The organism is Flavobacterium keumense (genome assembly GCF_029866485.1).
Taxonomy (GTDB): Bacteria; Bacteroidota; Bacteroidia; order Flavobacteriales; family Flavobacteriaceae; genus Flavobacterium; species Flavobacterium keumense.
The window spans coordinates 2,265,768-2,285,699 of sequence record NZ_CP092332.1; the positions used below are offsets into that span (position 1 = coordinate 2,265,768).

Here is a 19,932-nt window from a genome sequence, read left to right on the forward strand (position 1 = left end):
CAAATGGTAGCCTTTTTAGTTTGTAATCCACACTATTGCATATCATAAAAACGACTATTGTTTCCACGTCTATTCTTTTTGAATGGATTGAAGTCAAAAGTCACATATAATTCAAACGTATTAAAAGTAGTACCAGCTATTTTCTTCGTGCCAATGTCAAAGGAATAATTTGCTCCCACTTCAATTTCTTCAATAAAAACACTAAACGATGTCCCCAATTGCGAAATAGAGAATCCATCGTATTTATTAAAATGCTCATTTAATCCAAAAGAAATATTGCCTAAAATTGCTTCTTGATACAAATCAATTCTTGTTTTAGCACCTTGTTTTGCAAAAGAATTATACAAATACAAATATGAATTTTCAGGTAAAAAAGCACTCTGCCCATACGGATTCAGATCTCTTTCATAACCTGATTGAGCCGAAATAAACAAATCTTTTTTATTACTTGCATCGCTATTAAATGATGTTTCGGGGCGATTAATGTGCTTCAAATTCAATCCAAAAAATAAGTTCCGATTATTATGAACCACTGCTCCTGCCCCAATATCTACATAATTTATTTTATTATCTATAGTAACAGGATCTCTTGTAATTCCTGCTATATATCCTGTTAATACGTTAATTTGGTCTTCAAAAATTAAAGAAGAATAATCCAATCTATTATTTCCATAACCTACTGTTATAGAAGGATTGAATGTCCATTCATAAGAAAGTTGCGCTTTATAAATATAATGAATATTAGCCTGTGTGGTAGAATAACCTAGTTGACTAATTTTTGTAGAATTAACATCTAATGCCAAGGAAAACTCATTATTGTCAAAATAGTGTGTGGCAAATCCTAATCGAGATTCGATCTTACTACCCTCATTATAACCTTCTGAATTATAAATTACTCCAGCTTTTGACGAATCTCCAAAACCATAAAAACTTGGGTTAACAATCCCCATAACCTTATTTTGGTTTTTTAAAGCAAAATCTTGTCCAAAAATTTGAAGACAAAAAGTAGCAACAAAAAAAGTATAAATATATTTAGCAGTCATAATTTCACTATTTAATTAGGATAAAGTGCCCTTCTTTTTCAATTATTTTATCGTTTATCGTTTTGGCCATAATATAATAACGATAGGTCCCATTAACAGGCTCTGAATTTACTTTCTCAACACCATTCCAACCCCAATCTGAAGGAAGAGATGCTGTATCAGAACTAATTTCATATACCAGATTACCCCAATTATCATAGATATACATGCTCACTTCTTTTAAGCCCAATAAAGACGGTCTAAATAAGTCATTAATACCATCATTATTAGGAGAAAAAGCAGTTGGCAACATGATACCTGCACCTTGGCCTACCGTAATGATTTCAGTGATAGAACGTGAACAACCAAATTGATTGTACACTGTCAATGTTACTGGATATAAACCATCTATAGCATAGGTATGATATACCGTTGTAATACTTTCACCGGAACTATTTGGGAGAATATCTTTTGGATTATAGAACACTTTTGGCGGACTATTATCTCCAAAATCCCAAACTATATACTCATATTCTGCTGGTATATTTGACACTGTTAATCCGTTTGTAAACTTAACACTTTCATTTACTGAAACATTGCCATACGTTGTTAAATTTAATGACGTATAACTCAACTGTGGGTTAACAATAGCGGTATTTATTGTTTTTGTATCCCAACAATTTTGACTATTCATAACCTTTATAATTCCTGTAGGTGTTGTTGGATTTGCAATAGATATTTCATACACATTATTACCTAAATCAACACTAGAAACTAATGAATTATTGTAATAGAATGTAAGATTACTATCTAAACTAGATACCGAAACTCTAACTTTACCCGCTGTATTAGCACATAATGTTGTATCTAAACTAACCGAATCAATTTTAAGCGTACTGTAGTCATATATTGTAAACAAATAAGGCTCTGTTGTGCAGTTATTACTGTCCGTTACTGTTAAATAATAAAGACCTGCTTTTAAATTACAAATATTGAAATAATTATTATTCAAAGGAACCACTGTATTCAATGCTTGTGAAGATGGATCTAGATATTTTAAAACAAATTGCGTATAAATACCACTTCCCCCTGTATAATTAAAATTAGCACATCCCAATGATCCATTACAAGTTACATTAGTTGTTGACACTAAAGAAATTACTATTGGTTGAGCGGGTTGTACCGTATAAGTTTTAGTTGGTAAAGGACAACCGATGGCATCGGTTCCACTAAGGGTATAATTTCCAGCTTCTAAACCAGTAATATTGGTTTGATTTTGTTGGAAACCATTTGGTCCTGACCAATGTACCGCATACAAACCACCTGAAGTTACACCACCAACAATTGTTACTGATATAGCTCCATTTTGTGCAGTACTACAAGTCACATTGGTAACAGATTCATTGGTAATTGTCATTGGTGTTGATACTTTTAAAACACCCGTTTTAATACTGCTACAAGGTAGGGTTGTAATAGTATAATTAAAAATACCAGCACGAGTTGGAATTCCACTAATTAATAACTCGCCTGTCTCAGAATCATATGAAGAGGAAACTCCTGCTGGTAATCCCGTTAGGGTAACACCTGTAGCGCCAACGATAGTATATTTAATTGGAACAATTGCTGTATTAAAATTTGTTTGACAAACCGTTTGATTATCTGTTCCTGTAGCCGAAATCAAATTCACTGAAACTGCCGAATTAACATTAGAGATAACAACATTTTCTGTAATTGAACAACCTGTTGTAGTAATTGGAATAGTAAACGTTCCGTTAACTGTTGGATTGCCTTGAATAGTGTATACAGCTGTTGCTGCATCAAACGAAATAGTCAAACCTGCTGGTAATATAGGATTTTCTATACCTGTTGCTCCTCCTCCTACTGTGAATTGAATTGGAACAATTGGTCCATTTTGACAAACAGCTTGATTCAAAGAAGAACTATTGCTTATGAAGGTAATAGTTGCCGCTGGCTTAATATCAAAGAAGATACTAGTTGAAGCAGAGGTACCACATCCGCCTTGAGTTGTAATAGTATAATTTTGAGGTAAACTAGTCGCTACAGTAGGCGTACCTGAAATTGTTACAATTCCTGCTGTCGTATTTAAGGATAATGTTATTCCGTTAGGCAAAGGCGGATTTATTGTAACGCTGGTTACTCCTGGAGCTACCGTAAATGTAGTAGGATTAATAGCGCTGTTAATACAAACTATTTGACTAGTTGCGCCCGAAAGCAAACTTATCGACTGAACAGGGTTCACTGTAATTGTACCTGATATACTAGTTCCACAAGAGGTAGATGAATCAATCACATACGAGAAAGAACCACTCTGTGTTGGTGTTCCTGAAAGTATTCCTGTACTAGGATTAAATGTTACTCCAGTTGGCAATGTTCCTTTTAGTACCATTGTTTCTGTGGCAGGAGTTATTGCAAATTTAACCGGAACCGCAAATGAGTTTCCGATACAAACCGTAGTATTTGGATTTCCAGAAACGACACTAACTGTTGCATTTTGTACAATTTCAATAGTTCCTGTGTATGTAGTTGGATCACATATCCCATAAGATTGTACCGTATATGTAAAAGTGCCTACCTCACACGAACTTCCAGAAATAGTCAATGTATTGGAAGCAATAGACCAAATTAATCCTGATGGTGCATGAGGAGAAAATACTACATCACCTCCAGTAGCTCCTCCACCTAAGTTATATACAATTGGCTGAATTGTTGTACAAGCACATACTTTTTGATTAACTGTAGTAGGAGTCAAAATATTTATAGTATCATCTGCATTAATTGTAAGTGTTCCATTAAACGTTGAGTCACATCCATTTACAGAACCCGCTGTATGAATCACATAACTAAACACCCCGGTAGTTGTGGGACTACCTGAAATTGTTATAGTTCTTGATGTAGCGTTGTACACACCCGTAACTCCTGTTGGTAAATTAGTTACAAAAGCACTCGAAGCTGAACCTCCAATAGCGAATACTGCTGGATTTATAGGCGAACCTTGACAAACCGTTTGACTCACAGTCATTGCATTTTGTGGAGTAACTGTACCCCCTTGTTCTACCGTAACAAAAGCCTGATTTGGCAATGTTATAGAAGAGTTGCTACAAGCCGATGCACTTGATTCTCTTACACTAACTAAAGTAACCGTATAATTACCTACAGTTGAAGTTGGAATGGCTACCGATACTGTACTACTAGTAGCTGTAGTCGAAACAGTTTGAATGGCTCCTGAATTGATTCTGTATTGGAATACATAAGGAGGTGTAGCATTGGCTCCCGAAAATACAACTAACGGTTGACTCGCATTCTGACAAACTGTATAACTAGTAGTCCCCGAAATAGTTGCGGTAGGTAATGGGTTAATTTTTGCAACTACCGGTTTTACAATAAAACAACCATTAGCATCAGTTCCTTTAATGAAATAAGTTCCCGAAGCTGAAATAGAAGTAGGATTTACTATTGCGATAGTTGTTGCATTATCATTCCAATAACTATAGGTTAATCCTGAGCTAGATCCTGTAGTCGTAGCTGTCAAGTCAATTGTGTTAGGAACACAAACTTCTGCTGGATTTGTAACAATAAGTGTAGGTAGAGGATTTATAGTAACTGTTGCACTTCCTGTTTGAGATTGTGAACAGGCTGTTGAACTGCTATCGCTTACACTAATCAAATTATACGTAAAAATTCCAGCGGTAGATGTAACTACCGGAAGTGTAACACTATTTCCTGTTGCCGTTGTAATAGTTTGATTTGCGCCTCCATTTATGGAATATATAAATGTATATGGAGCGGTTCCATTAGCTCCTGTAAATGTTACTATTGGATTTGTCGCATTAACACAAGTCGAAACAGTACCTGATATAGTAGCCGTAGGTAATGGATTAACTGTTATCGTTGCTAAACCAGATTGCGACTGGGTACACGTAGAAGAGCTTGAATCACGAACACTCACTAAATTATAATTATACACACCTGGTGTTACAGTAGCTACTGATATAGATGCAGTACTTCCGTTAGAAGTAGTAATCGTTTGATTAGCTCCTCCATTAATAGTATAAGTAAAAGTATATGGGGGAGTTCCATTAGCTCCTGCAAAAGTAACTACTGGACTACCACTATTTTTACATACTTCGGTTGTTCCTGAAATAGAAGCTGTTGGTAATGGATTTACATAAACAGTTACAGATTTACTATCTGTACATCCATTAGAATTAGTTGCTTTAATATAATACGTCCCTGCTGTGGCTAAACTTGGGGTATTGTATGGAATAGTTTCTAAACTATCTTTCCAATACGTATAATTCAATCCAGCATCTGATCCTGTAGTAACTGCTGTTAAATCTACCGTATTTGGTGCACAAACTGGAGTAGGTGCATTAACAACTAAAACTGGTAAAGCATTAACTGTAATAGTAGCTGAACCAGATTGTAATTGTGAACAACTTGAACTACTCGAGTCTTGAACACTAACCAAAGTGTAAACAAATGAGCCAGAATTTGCTGAAGAAACATTAAGTGACACCGTATTTCCTGAAGTAGTTGTAATGGTTTGATTGTTTCCACCATTAATTTTGTAGGTAAATATATACGGAGCTACTCCATTAGCACCCGTAAATGTAATCGTTGGATTTGTACTATTTCTACATATTGCAGTTGAACCAGAAATTGTAGCAGTTGGTAATGAATTGACTACAATAGGTAAATCATATGTTTTAGAACATCCAAAACTATTCACAGGTAAAGTGATAGTATAAACCACTGTTTTACTTGACGAAGAAGTATTTGTTAACATCTCACTAATTGAACCCGTGCCAGATGCAGCTGATTCAGAAATTCCTGAAACTGAAGCACGTGTCCAAGATATGGTTCCCGAAACATTACTTGTTGGAGTATAACTAAATACTGTTCCTGAACAAATCGATGAAACACTTGAAGGAGATGTTAAGCTTGGGGTAGGATTAATAGTTACTGTAACCGTAGCAACATTCGTACAAGAACTTGGTGCGGCTCCTTGCATTGTATATTGATAGACTACACTAATTGAATTCGAGGTGGTATTAACCAATGCTTCACTAATATTACCATTTGAGTTTGTTGCTACGTTAGCAATACCGCTTTGGGTCGCTCTTGTCCAAGAGAATGTAACACCTGTTGTAGATGAGGTAGGCACATAATCAAACAAAGCCCCACTACAAACAGCTGCGGGTGTTAAATTACTTGTAAAAGTAGGTTTAGGAACAACTGTAATTGGGTAATTAGCTGAGACAGGTCCTGCACCGCAAGAATTATTAACTACTACACTTAAATTACCTGAAACATCCGTTGTTTGATAATTGATACTGATTGTATTTGAAACTGTTGTTACTGTACTTCCATTTGGAAGAGTCCAAGTATAGCTTGTCGCGTTTGGCATAGCCAAAGCTGTATACACAATCCCCGAAGCTCCCGCACAAACTTGCTGTTGTCCACTAATTGAAGTAGCCGTTGGCAATGCATTCACCGTAATTGGGAAAGTTGAAATTGATCCGTTTCCACATCCATTTGCTCCATACACAGAAATGGTTCCTGATAATGACCCTATTCCATAACGAACAGTTATCGTATTTGTATTTTGTCCAGAAACCAAAGTAGCTCCAGAAGGTATCGACCAATTGTATGTTAACACATTAGGATTTGCAGGAACTGTATAAGTAACTGTAGCTGTTTCACTTTGACAAATTGTATTTCCATTACTAGAAGAAATAGTTCCTAAATTAGGTGCGGAACAATTAATCGCTAAAGTTACTGAATCTGATTTAGAACTTGTACTACATGCTCCTACTCCATTCACCGTTAAGGTCAATACTTCAGGGGTACAACTATTACTAAATGAATTATACAATACTGGATTGCCTAATGTAAATGTTCCTGCTGCAGAGGTCGTCCAGTTTTGAGTGCCTCCATTGGTAACCTCCGTTCCTGTAATTGAAAAGGCTGCAATAGGTTGACCTGTTATGTAACACGTTGATCCACTCACTCCTGCTTCAACTATAGGCAAAGCTTGAATATTAATCGTAACGTCTTCATAAACTGCAGCAGAGGAAGGGCATCCTGCTTTTGGTGTTACAAACAATCGAACAACAGCAGTCTTATTTGTAGGTTCGTTGATGGATAATCCAGAACTATATGTTGGATTCAAAGGATTTGCAGAATTAGCAATAATACTTCCTGGTCCACTTAGAACACTCCAATTTACGGATTGATAATTAGTAGCTGTTCCATTCAAAGTAATTTGCGGACTATTAACACACATTTGAACATCACTAGCTGCTACTGTAGGCTTTTTAACAATATCCAAACGAATTACACTCGAATTAGCTGGACAAGTTGAATTACTTACTCCTGTTAATTTCAAATAAACATAACCCAAATTACTATCATCTGCACTTGGAGTATATACCGGTTTTAAAATTGACGAATCACTAAATACTCCTGATTGGTACGTTGAACTTGAGGTTCCATTGCTATTTTGCGAACTTGTCCATGATACGGTGGCAACATTATCTGCTGTTGCTTGTGACAATGTAAACGTACTACCCTCACAAATTGAAGCATTGACACCCGCATTGACACCCGTTCCTTGAGCAATTGTCAATTCCATTGTATCGGTAACTAATGTTCCGCAACTTGTACTAGCTACTTTTAAAGTTAAATATACTTTCCCTAAAGCAATATCTGCTGCACTTGGTACATAAGTAGGATTTACAGCATGAACATTTGAGAATGTTCCTGTTGCCAATGTTGTTCGATTAATATCCTGATAAGCTACCCATTCCAAATTAGTAGGTAAATTATCATAATTTGCCGCCGTGGCATTTACTAAATTGTAAGTCGATGTTTCGCAAATTGTAGCGTCTGGTCCTGCAGTAACTGTTGGCTGTGGATTAATTGTTACAGTCATAGTATCTGTAACTTCACTAGTACAAGGACTTGAATTGGTAGCGTGTAAAGTAAGGGTAATAATTCCGGTCTCATTAGTACCTGGAATATATTCTGGAGACAATGTATTTAAAGTTGATGCTTTTATAGTACCTGTTCCATTTTCAGTCCAATAATAATTGGTTGAATTTGTTACACTTGCATTACTATTAACAACTATTGGAGTTCCTTGACAAAATACTGCATCCGTACCTGCATTAACTATAGCCTTAGGTATTAAGTTTACCTTAATCACTTCCGAATCAGATGTAGAACAACCACTTAATGGCTGCGCTGTTACAGTTAATAGTACAAAACCATTTGCTATTTCAGCAATTGTAGGAGTTACTAATGGAGTTTCCGAAGTTCCATTTACAATGGTACCAACAGTACTCATACCTGTTGTGTTCGTCCATATAATAGAATTTGCATCATTTACAGTAATTACATCTGGTAAAGTAAATGTCTCTGCACACATTGTAACTTCGTTTGAAGAAGCTACAATGGTTGGATTTTTATGAACTGTAATAACAACTTGATCTGTAACTGCAACCTGTGAACAATTGGCATTTGGCATTGCCGATATCGTCAGTGTAACCGTAGATAAATCATTTGACCCTAAAACATAAGATGGTCTTATCCCTCCATTAGAACCTGAATAATTAAAAGCTCCATTTCCAGATGTAGTCCAAGTTACAGTACTAAAATTACTTGCTGTAGCTGTTCCTAAAGAAACGGTTGTTCCTTGACAAACAGTTTGATCAATTCCAGCAAAAACTTTAGGCTTAGAGTACAAAGTAACTGTCATAGAATCTACAACTTGGGAACAACCATTGACACCTCCTGCAGTTAGATACATTGTAATTGTATTTACCCCCGAAGAATTAGCATAATCAGTTGGATCTGGAATATATTTAGCCTGCAATGGATTAGTCCCAGTTTGAATAGTTCCAGCTCCATCGGTTGTCCAAGTGTAATTAATACCGTTACTAGCCGTTCCATTAAGTGAAATAAATGCAATTCCTTCACATGCAGTTTGATTGGATCCAGCATCTACCGTTGGTGATGGAAAAATGGTAACCGTTACCGTATCTGAAACTGGCGTAGGACATTGTGCTGCACCTTGAACTGTTAATGTTAAAGTTACTGTTCCTGAGGATCCCGGATTAGGAACTACAACAGGGGTAAGTGTAGTTTCTGTTCCTGCACTAATTGTTGCTGGTCCCGAAATAGTCCAATTAAATACTGATCCCGAAGGTACACTAGCACCCGAGATGGTATGAGTTCCTGTCTGACAAATACTTGCATCTACACCTGCATTTACAATTGGACTCGGCACAATCGTAACAGCAACTTCAGCAAAAGCATTGGTACAAACAGCATTCAAAGCAGTCGCTGTCAATCTTAAATTAACTGTACCTGATTGTGTAGTTGTTGGTGTGAACACTGTGGCCAAACTAGTACTAGGAGCAAAACTACCTAATCCATTTGATGAAGTCCATGCTAAAGCTGCATAATTAGTAGCTGAAACTTCAGCAGTTGTTAATGTCAATGACTGTCCTTGACAAATAGTTCTTGTACTTGGAACCGATACAGAGGGGCTTGCAATTATGGTTATTGTTTTAGAAGAAATGGCATTGACTCCACATTGACTATATCCTTCAGCTGTCATTGTTAGTGTAACCGTTCCTACCTGACCTGGTGCTGGATTGTATCTTGGTGTTAAACTATGTATAGTACTTGCATCCAAAGTTCCAGGACCTGTGGCTGTCCAAGTAAGCGATGAATAGTTCTGAGCTGTTGCATCTCCGCTCACTAAAGTATAAGACGTACCTTCGCAAATAGTTATATTGACACCTGCGTTAGCCGTTGGTTTTTTCACAATAGTTACAACCATTGTATCAACTACTTCTGGACAATTTGAATCACTCAACCCATGAAGTGTTAAAGTAACTGTTCCATTTAAAATATCTGTAGCATTGGGTTGGTACGTTGTAGTAGCCGAATTTGGATTAACAAATCCAGAAGTGCCTGACGAGCTACTTGTCCAATTTACACTCGAAGTATGCGTTACAGCTCCTGCTAAACTTATTGTAGCGCCTTCACAAATAGTTTGGTCTAATCCTGCATTGACTACTTGCTTGGGATCAAGATGCAAAACAATAAAGTCAGAAACAGAATTAGTACAAGGGGAAACACCATTTACTGTTACTGTTAATGTAATAGGTGTTCCTGCAGCAATTTCAGCTGCACTTGGAGTATATATTGGATTTAATACTGATGGATTACTAAAAGTCCCTCTATTAACACCACTACTCGAGTTTGAACTCCAAGTAATCGTCCCTGTATTTTGTCCTATCACCCCTGTTATTTGAAACGGTTCATTTGAACAATTATTTCTATTTTCTACACCTGCATCTACTGTAGGTAGTTTTTGTATCGTTACCGTTTTAGTAGTTGTTGCCAATGCACAAACAGGGTCACCAATAGCCGTAAATTGTAATGTAAATCCATTAGTATCATTTGTACCTGGTACATACGTTGCTGTTTCAGAATTAGCATTCGTGAAGGTTCCATTAGAGGTACCTACAGTTGTCCATAACACCGAACTTTCATTAGTTGCTATAGCGGTTGCAGTAAATACACTGCCTTCGCAAATAGTTTCAGAAGGAATTGTATTTACAGTTGGGGCTGGTTTAATAGTGATTACTATTTCTTTATAATCCGTCAGGGCACATAATGCATCTGACTTTGCTAATAAACGTAGAGTCACTGAATTGTTCAACAAATCAGCTGCAGAAAAATTATATGTTGTAACTAATGCTGTATTGTTATCAAAAGTACCCGTTCCAGTAGTAGTCCATAAATAAGTCGTACTAGCAGTAGCATTGCCAACTGAATTGCCATTCAGAGCATAGGATGTTTGGGAATTACAAATAGTATCAGTAGTTTTTGCAAAAGTTACCACTGGTTTTTTAATTACGTTCAGTGTAATTTGTTTAGTTGTTACTCCAGCACATGGCAAAATACTCGAAACACTAACTTCTAATACAACTGTTGTACTTGAAGGGTCTGGAGTATAAATTGGTGTTGCTGTATTTGCAGCAGACAATGTACCTGCTCCCGAAACAACTCTCCATTGAATAGTAGTAGCATTGTGGTTAGCAAAACTAGCGGTTAACTGTTTTGCAGTATTTTCACAAAATGTATAATTCGGTTGCGTGGCATCTATTGTAGCTTTTTTAGCAATGTTAACACGAATTGTTTTTACTATAGGAGTTGCACAAGGTGCTATAGGAGTAACAGTTAATACTAAATTCGCATAACCCGTAGCTATATCTACAGCTGATGGAGTATAAATAGGAGTAAATGTTGTACTTCCTGTTAAGGAACTAGCATTTGTTGTTGTCCATTGTACAGAAGCAACCGAAGTTGGATTAACTACATTAATTTGACTTAGAGGTACTTGATAGGTATCTGTTTCACAAATAGTAACCTGAGTGGGATTAACCGTAATTACAGGATTTTTAACAGTTAAATGTTCAACAGTACTAGAAATAGTACCTACACAGGGAGCAATAGCATCTCCTGTTAAAGTTAATACAACTTTACCTGATGCAATTTCATTTGGACCTGGAATATATTCTACAACTCGACTTGTATCCGAAGTTGAAAAACTTCCATCTCCGCCATTTTTAGTCCATTTTAAATTAGTTACTTGAGTGGCAATCGCATCCGAAGTTGTAATTACGCTACCTTCACAAATAGTTTGAGAAGCTCCCGCACTCAAGATTGGTTTTTTCTGAATAGGAATACGTACAGTTTTTAATACTGATGTACTACAAGGTGCATTCGGAATAGCAGTAATTGTAACATCGATATAGCCGTTAGTAATATCAGTTGCACTTGGTGTAACTAATGGAGTTAACGAATTTGCATTTGATATTGTGGTTCCCGTAGTTGAAGTCCAATTATAGGAAGCTACATTAGCAACTGTTGTTCCAGCTACTAATATATTAGTCGCATCTTCACAAATGGCAGCCTGAGGCGTTACGACATTTACAATTGGAGATTTGATTAAGGTTAGTGTAAAATTGCTCACCGATGGTATTGCACAAGGAGCAATTGGATTCGCTGTTAATGTTAAAATCACCGAACCACTTAAAATATCGGCAGCACTAGGTGTATAAATAGGATCGATAATATTAGAATAATCAAAAGTTCCTGTACCATTTGTTGTCCAAACTAAATTATTAACGGTAGTCAAATCAGCTGTAGCTGAAGTAATTTGAAAAGGCAAGGCACATCTTGTTAAATTAGCTCCTGCAGTTGCTACTGGTAGTTTTTGGAACGACAATTTGAATGTGTTGGATACCGAAGTTACGCAAGGAGCAATTGGATTTACTGTAATTTTTAAATTTACAAAACCAGCAGCTATATCATCCGTAGAAGGATTATAAATTGGATTCAAAGCATCTCCCGAAGGTGAGAAAGTTCCAGTACCTGTTGTAGTCCATACAATTGAATTCGTATCGTAAGCATCTGCAGGAGAAATTGAAACCCCTCCTATGCTAAACGTGTTTTGATTCACACAAATTGATGTGTCGGCTGGAACAGTAATTACCGGTGTTTTTTGTAAATTTAATCGAATAGTATCAGTGATTGGTCCTGAACAAGGTGCTATTGGATTTGCTGATAAAGTCAAAATAACAAATCCAGCATTATAATCAGAAGCTGAAGGAGTATAACTAGCTAATAAAGTAGTTGCATTAATGAACGTTCCTGTTCCTGATGTTGACCAAGTAACATTAGAATAATTACTAGCCGTAGCACTATTAGTTACATATGAAAATCCTTGACAAATTTCAGCAGTAAGAGGCCCCGCATCTACAGTAGGTTTTGATATAAAATGGAGTGTAATTTCTTTGAATGTCGAAGAATTACAATTCAACGGATTTCTAGAAGCTGTTAACTTTAATTTTACTGTTCCTAAAGTATAATCTGCTGCTGAAGGTGAATATATTGGTGTCGCTGTAGTAGTTGACGAAAATGTCCCCGTACCAGTTGTAGTCCATGATAATGTATCATAATCAACGGGAACTACTCCTGTAATAGTATATGGCCCACTATTCACACATAGATTCACATCTGGATTAATAACTGTAATCGATGGTACTTTATTGATTACTAAAGTCATTTGATCTACAGCATTGGCATTGCAAGGGAAGTTTTTAGTAGCTACTAAAGTTAATACCACTGAACCATTGCTTTTATCGCTTATACCAGGGGTATAAGTTGGCGTCAATGTATTCCCTCCTGTAAAAGTTCCATCTCCATTGGTTGACCATTGCAAACCTACATAATTAGTTGCATTTGCATTATTAATTGTATACGTTTCTCCTTCACAAATTTGTGCATTACTTCCTGCATCGGCAGTTGGTTTAGGAACTATGGTAATAGTAGTTTCCGAACTTGATGAAATAGTACAAGGCGCAATTGCATTAGCTTCAAGGGTCAAATAAATAACTCCTGACTCACTTCCTGTAGAAGTATAAGTAGGGTTAGTCGTATTATCATTGATAAAAGAACCCGTCCCTCCACTTCTAACCCAGTTAACTGAACTTGCATTAGTCGCAGAACCTGGTAATACTACTGAGTCCCCTTGACAAATCACCTGAGCTAAGCCAGCATTAGCCACTGGATTTTTTTGAATCGTCAATACCATTGTATCTTGGGCATTGGTACATCCTGCTTGAGTTGTAGTAACGGTAAAAGTAACCGAACCATTCACTATATCATTGGGACTTAAAGTATAAACTGGGTCTTCATTATGAATATTATCAAAAGTACCTGAACCCGTTGATGTCCAAGTTATAGAAGAAGAGTTGGTAACTGTAGATTGTAATTGATAAGTGGGAGTTGTTTGACAAATTGTTACATCACCACCTGCTACAACAGTAGGCTTAGCATTAATTCGATACAAAACACTATCTGATTTAGTTGTCCCACAAGGACTTAATGGGGTCACTGTTACAGTCAAAGTAACTGTAGAATTTAAATCTGAATTACTCGGTATATAAATTGGGCTACTTGCTGTTGGATCAATAAAATATCCTCCTCCAGAAGTGGTCCATTGAATTGTTCCTGCATTTTGTATAGAAGCCGCTACATTTATAGAACCTTCACAAACCGTAATATCAGCACCTGCATTTACAACAGGCTCTTTGACAATATTCAAAATAAGATTATCTGATACAGGTGTTGAACAGGCATTATTTCCTGATGCACTTAACTTTAGCGTTACTGAACCTGTTGCAATATCATTAGGCCCCGGAATATAGATTGGCGTTAACGAAGTTGCACTAACCAAAGTACCATCTCCTGTTCCTTTGGTCCAAATGATAGTATTGGCATCTACATTTTGAACAGAAGCAGAACCTGATGGAACAATATAGTTCGATCCTTCACAAATACTCGTTGTTGGCGGTCCCGCATTGACCACAGGTGCTGGAGTGATTAAAACATCTACAGTATCAAATGTGCTTGCGCAAGTTGAATTAGAGGTGGCTTCTAAAGTAATAGTAATAGGCCCAGAATATGAAACATCTGCTGTGCTTGGGGTATAAATAGGTTTTGCTGGATCAGAAGTATTTAAAGTTCCTGTTACATTGGTAGGCAAAGTCCAAATATAATTGAATGCATTTTGTGATACTGAACCATCTAACTGAATTGGGCTTGTTCCACATGTAGCTACATCCAGACCTGCATTTGCAATTGGCTTTTTATCAATAATAATCACTAAATCTTCTGAGTACGTTTGAGTACAAGCTCCTAAACCTGTTACTGTTATTCGTAATTTTACTGAACCAGCTGCTATATCAGAAATACTTGGGGTATATTTTGGATTTAAAATATTAGTAAAATCAAAACTTCCTGTTCCTATCACTTTTGACCATACTATTGATGAAGTAGTATAATTAGATACTGAGGATTGTAACTGAATTTGATTAGTCGTTTCACACACATGGTATTGTGGAGCTCCAACAATAGTTACTACTGGTGGAGTTTGAACCGTAACCACTACAGCATTCACTTTCCTACATGATGTAGCTGATATAGTCTCTTCAAGAGTATAAGTAGTGGTTACAGTTGGAGAAACTGTTGGATTTGAATTTGTTGAACTAAACCCTATCGGATTGCTACTCCAAGAATAGGTTGATCCAAGTACTGAAGTACCACCAATTGCAATAGAAGTACCTTGACAAATTGTTGTATTAGCAATAACTGTTGCAGAAGGAAGCGGATTTGTAGTTACCTCAAATTGATCTTGAGTAGTACAACCAGAGGCAGTGTTTGTTACGATGTAGGTAAAAACTTGAGTTCCTAGTGTATTAAATAAAATAGTTGATTGATTCGTAGCACTAGAATAACCCAAATCAGAAGTTAAAGAATAAGTATTACCTGCAACAAATACGTCTCCAAAAGTTTTGGTACTCCCTAAACAAATAGATTGATTAGGTATGTCGGTCACCGTTGGAGTATCTTTTACTACAATAGTAACAACATTAGAAAACGAAGAAGAACAAATTCCGTTTTTAACTTCTACTCTATATTGAGTAGTATCAGTAAGTGCAGGTGCATTATAATTGGTTGAAGTATTAGGAATATCAACCCAAGTAGCTCCGTTATTAATGGATTGCTGCCAATTAACAACATTTCCTACTTCGCTACCAAGCGTTAACAAACCTCCTGAAATTCCCTTACACACACTTGAGTTAGTTGCTGTTAATACTCCTCCATTTGATGGTGCTGTTACGTCTATAAAAGCAGGCGAAGAAAAAGCTTCTGTTGTAGTCCCGCTTTGTACAACGGCTCTAAAATACAATGGGCTAGTTAAATTTGTTACCGTATAATTAGCACTCACAACAGTAATATCTGTAACATTAGCCGAAAAATCACTTACTGTAGATGATTGCCATCTTTTTATACTTCCTGTGTAGCCCGAAATTGTTAAAACAGTAGAATTGGCACCACTACAAACTGTAGTTGACCCCGAAACACTACCACCCACCGAATCTGAAAAAACAGAAACCGCAACAGCAGTTCTAGCAGTACTCTCACAACCATTAACCTTTTGAGCAGCATAGTACGTTCCTGTAGTCAATAGCGCTGAACTCGTATAAAGCGACCCTCCAGAAGCTGAATTATACCAAATTGGAGTTCCCGAACTCGTAATTAACAAATCTCCAACTGTTTTATTTTGTGAAACTAAAAATGTTTGAGCAGTTGCTGAAGGTGCTGATGGTATTGGATTGACAGTGACAACTACTTGATCTGTTGCAGCACAACCATTTGCTCCTATACCTGTTACTGTATAAGTAGTGGTTGAAGAAGGAACAAAAGCAACAGTATTAACCACACCATTATTCCAAGTATAAGTAGTAGCTCCACTTCCTACTAATGTAACAGAACTTCCATAACAAACCGTTTGATCTAATCCTGCATTAACTACAGGCAACGCATTGACCGTAATTAATACCGATGGTGTAGTAACTTCTGTACAACTACCACTCGTTACAACCGCTCTAAAATAGGTGTTGGCAGTTAAAATTCCTGGAGAATAAGTATTAGTTGAGGCGTTAATATCAGTCCAAGCTACATCATTAGACGATGATTGCCATTTAATAACTGAACCAACGTTGTTATTTAAAGTAAGTACTCCTGGAGCTGTCCCAAAACAAGTTGTACTAGGTCCTGAAATTGTTCCTGCAACACTATCTGGTTCAACATTTACTGTAAATTGTACTGAATTACCCACACAGCCTTGATAGGTTGGTGTCACCGTAAACACAGAAGCAACCAGACTATTCGTTAAATTGTTTGCAGTAAATGAAGGTATTGGTGAAGTATTTCCACTAGACTGACTTAATCCGATGGCATTAGAATTAGTAGAGCTCCAAGTAAAAGATGTACCTGAACCGTTCAAAGGGGAAGCTGCCGATAAAACAATATCATTTATAGTAGTCCCTTCACAAACAGTAGTAGTTGTTATGGAATTGGCAATAGGTTTTGGATTAATTGTAACAGTATATGACTTTGAAATTCCAACACATCCATTAATTGATGGAGTTATTTCAATAGTTCCTGAGATAGGTTCAGCTGTTGTATTAGTTGCTGTAAAAGTAGAAATAGCTCCTGTCCCACTTGTAGCTAATCCTATATTTGAATTTGTATTTGTCCAAGAAAAAACAACCCCCGATGGAGCGCCAACAAGGTTTACCGCCGGAACCGTCACTCCTACACAGTACGACAAATCTGGAAGTAAATTTAATATTACTGCTGATTGATACGTAAATACTGAAGTAGACACGCCGCCGTCAACATCGATTACTCCCGAAGTGATATCGCAAGGTATAACTACTTTCAATTCAGTACTCGATACAAATGTTATGTTAGAACTCGAAATAATTGTAGTTCCTATCTTAACAACAGAAGTAGATGTAAAATCAGTTCCTGTTATGGTTACCATTGTTCCTGCATATCCTTCGGTTGGAGAAAAAGAAGAAACCGTTGGCGTAACTAAAGAATTAACTATGGGAGTAGTTGATTTATAATCCAATTCTTTAGAATAAGTGGAAATACCAACTAATAGACATAATAAGAACAGAACAGACTGAAATTTGTGGGGTTTTTTCATACTATTTTTTGTAATTTATTTCAATTTAGAATCTATAAGTTACAATTGCTGAAACATCAGTTGTATACTATATTGTAACTTCTAAACACTATAATTGGACTAAATTACTTTTTATCCCTGGCGATTAACTATTTTTTACCAATGATTAAAAAAATAATACTTATGAATTAAAGTTTTTAACAATTTTTTGTTAATAACTCCAAACAAAAAAAGCGCCTTATTATATCCTAATAAGACGCTTTAAATTTGAAAAAATCAGACTATAAAATGTAATCCGTATTGATAAAATTAGACTCCTTGCTATTCAATAATTCTTGCAAGATTTCGTTATTATACTCATTGTCTTTAGAAGCTACAAAAGTTCTAATTGAGAACGAACGCAACGCATCGTGAATACTCAAAGTCCCTACTGCAGAGTCTTTACGACCTGTAAATGGGAATACGTCTGGTCCTCTTTGGCACGAACTGTTCAAGTTAACACGACATACCAAATTCACCAACGTATCTATTAGCGGTGCAATCGTTTTAATATCTTTTCCAAACAAGCTCACTTGCTGTCCGTAATTGGATTCAGCCATATCATTCAATGGCTCTTGAATGTCTTTGAACGAGATTATCGGCACTACTGGACCAAACTGCTCCTCGTGGTACACACGCATAGATTTGTTTACAGGATATAAAACCGCTGGAAATATAAAGTTATCGCTATGTTCTCCTCCTTTGGCATTCAAAATTTGAGCGCCGTTGGCTTTCGCATCGTCAATTAATTCTTGAATATACGCTGGTTTTTCTTTTTCAGGAAGTGGTGTTAGCATCACTCCTTTTTCCCACGGATTACCAAAAGCCAAAGCATCTACTTTAGCTGCAAAACGAGTATTGAACTCTTGTGCAATTGATTCGTGAACATACAATACCTTCAATGCCGTACAACGTTGCCCATTAAATGATAACGAACCTGTAATACATTCTTGGATAGCCAAATCCAAATCGGCGTCTGGTAAAATAATCGCGGGGTTTTTGGCTTCTAATCCTAAAATCAAACGCAATCTGTTTTTATTTGGGTGTTGGTCTTGCAAAGCAATGGCGGATTTACTGTTTCCAATCAAAGCCAAAACACCAACTTTTCCTGATTTCATTATTGGCGAAGCCACCTCTCTACCTCTACCGTAAATAATATTAATAGCCCCTTTTGGGAAACTACTTCTAAACGCTTCTAAAAGCGGAGATAACAATAAAACTCCATGTTTTGCTGGTTTAAAAACCACAGGATTCCCCATAATCAAAGCAGGAATCAACAAAGAGAAGGTTTCATTCAAAGGATAGTTGTACGGTCCAAGACACAATACTACTCCTAGAGGGCCTCTACGCACCATCGCGTGAATGCCTTGCACTTTACTAAAATGAGCACTTCTACTGTTTAGCTCTTTCAAACTATCAATCGTGTCATAAATGTACTCTACCGTTCTGTCAAATTCTTTTTCAGAATCGCCAAGGGTTTTTCCAATCTCCCACATCAATAGTTTGACTACTTCGGCACGAGTGTCTTTCATTTTGGTCACAAAATCTTCCATGCACTTAATGCGATCGACTACCTTCATAGTAGGCCACAAACCTTGACCGTTGTTGAACGCTAAATCAGCCGATTCAACTGCTTCCAACGCTTCTTTTTCTCCCATCGCTGGAATCGTTCCTAACAAAGTAGGCGCATAATTTGCCGTTGAAGATATAGTCGAATAAACTGGTGTAGTAGCTCCAGTCCATTTTTTTAATTCGCCATTAACCAAATAGGTATCTTGAGCTAAGGTCGAAGTAATTTGAAATTCTTGAGGAATTGTACTCATAGTATGTTGTTGTGTTGTTGTAAAATTGGGGTTAGTTTTGGTCTAAATTAAGGCTCAACAATATCGCCGTCCCACTCGATAATACCTCCTAATAAATTGTAGGTATTTTCAAAACCAAGCTCGTTCATAATCGCACATGCATTAGCACTTCTAGCTCCTGAACGACAGTATACATAGTAATTTTTGGATTTATCCAATGTTTCTAAATCAGCCACAAAAGCGGCACCTTGATGAAAATCATAATTAATTGCTCCCGCAATGTATCCTTCTTCAAATTCCATTTCTGTTCTCACATCGAGTATCACACCATTTTCGTCTGACTCAAATTGAGCAATCCAATCTTCTTGTGTTAAATTCATAGCAAATTATTTTTGGGTAAAAATACGAGGTTTTTATGAAA

The 19,932-nt window shown here is 36.7% G+C and carries 4 protein-coding genes; all 4 read right to left on the reverse strand.

Features of this window, described 5'->3' with window-relative positions; translation table 11 throughout:
* Window positions 1-32: 32 nt before the first annotated feature.
* Window positions 33-1,043 carry a type IX secretion system membrane protein PorP/SprF gene (locus MG292_RS10070; protein ID WP_264532860.1) on the reverse strand — a complete coding sequence of 337 codons (1,011 nt, stop codon included), beginning with the start codon at window positions 1,041-1,043 and terminating at the stop codon, window positions 33-35.
* Between the two features lie 7 nt (window positions 1,044-1,050).
* Window positions 1,051-17,691 (reverse strand): PKD-like domain-containing protein, encoded by a 16,641-nt coding sequence (locus MG292_RS10075; protein WP_264532859.1) that lies wholly within the window; start codon window positions 17,689-17,691, stop codon window positions 1,051-1,053.
* A gap of 260 nt (window positions 17,692-17,951) precedes the next feature.
* Window positions 17,952-19,532, reverse strand: coding sequence for an NADP-dependent glyceraldehyde-3-phosphate dehydrogenase (locus tag MG292_RS10080; RefSeq protein ID WP_264532858.1), 1,581 nt, complete (start codon window positions 19,530-19,532; stop codon window positions 17,952-17,954).
* A gap of 47 nt (window positions 19,533-19,579) precedes the next feature.
* A complete protein-coding gene (locus MG292_RS10085) occupies window positions 19,580-19,891 on the reverse strand; it encodes a rhodanese-like domain-containing protein (protein ID WP_264532857.1) in 312 nt (103 codons plus the stop codon).
* Between the last annotated feature and the right edge of the window lie 41 nt (window positions 19,892-19,932).

Coding starts and splice junctions, on each gene's coding strand:
- MG292_RS10070 (WP_264532860.1), bottom strand. CDS start 1,043: ATGACTGCTAAATATATTTATACTTTTTTTGTTGCTACTTTTTGTCTT.
- MG292_RS10075 (WP_264532859.1), bottom strand. CDS start 17,691: ATGAAAAAACCCCACAAATTTCAGTCTGTTCTGTTCTTATTATGTCTA.
- MG292_RS10080 (WP_264532858.1), bottom strand. CDS start 19,532: ATGAGTACAATTCCTCAAGAATTTCAAATTACTTCGACCTTAGCTCAA.
- MG292_RS10085 (WP_264532857.1), bottom strand. CDS start 19,891: ATGAATTTAACACAAGAAGATTGGATTGCTCAATTTGAGTCAGACGAA.